General features: G+C 50.8%; 1 protein-coding gene. It reads right to left on the bottom strand.

Features of this window, described 5'->3' with window-relative positions; genetic code table 11:
* The coding region (gene argO, locus ACEWB7_RS17710) for an arginine exporter ArgO (RefSeq protein WP_411581047.1) at window positions 1-453 on the bottom strand (453 nt) is incomplete at both ends.

Genomic DNA, 453 nt, shown 5'->3' with positions numbered 1-453 from the left:
CCACAGGAAAGAGGCGCTAATTGTCCCGAGTGCAAACCAGCGTTTTGGTTCCACATCAAGTTGCCCGCCAAGGCTGCCCAGTACAACAAAAGTATCCAGGTAAACATGCGGATTCAGCCACGTCACTGCCAACATGGTGGCGATAATTTTCCATCTGCCTTGCTTCATGACTTCGGCGCTGGCTAACTCAATATTACTGCTCATTGCTGTTTTAAAAGCGCCAAAACCATACCACAGCAAGAAGGCTACGCCGCCCCAGGTGACCAGCGCCAGCAACCACGGCGACTGCATAAATAACGAGCTGCCACCAAAAATCCCGGCGCAAATCAGGACCAAATCGCTGATAGCACAAAGTAAGGCAATCATAATGTGGTACTGACGACGTATGCCCTGATTCATCACAAAAGCATTTTGTGGACCGAGCGGTAGGATCATAGCCGCCCCAAGTGCAAG

The organism is Acinetobacter sp. NIOH-H-8, assembly GCF_046635365.1.
Lineage (GTDB): Bacteria > Pseudomonadota > Gammaproteobacteria > Pseudomonadales > Moraxellaceae > Acinetobacter.
This window is presented reverse-complemented; position numbering and strand designations above follow the sequence as displayed.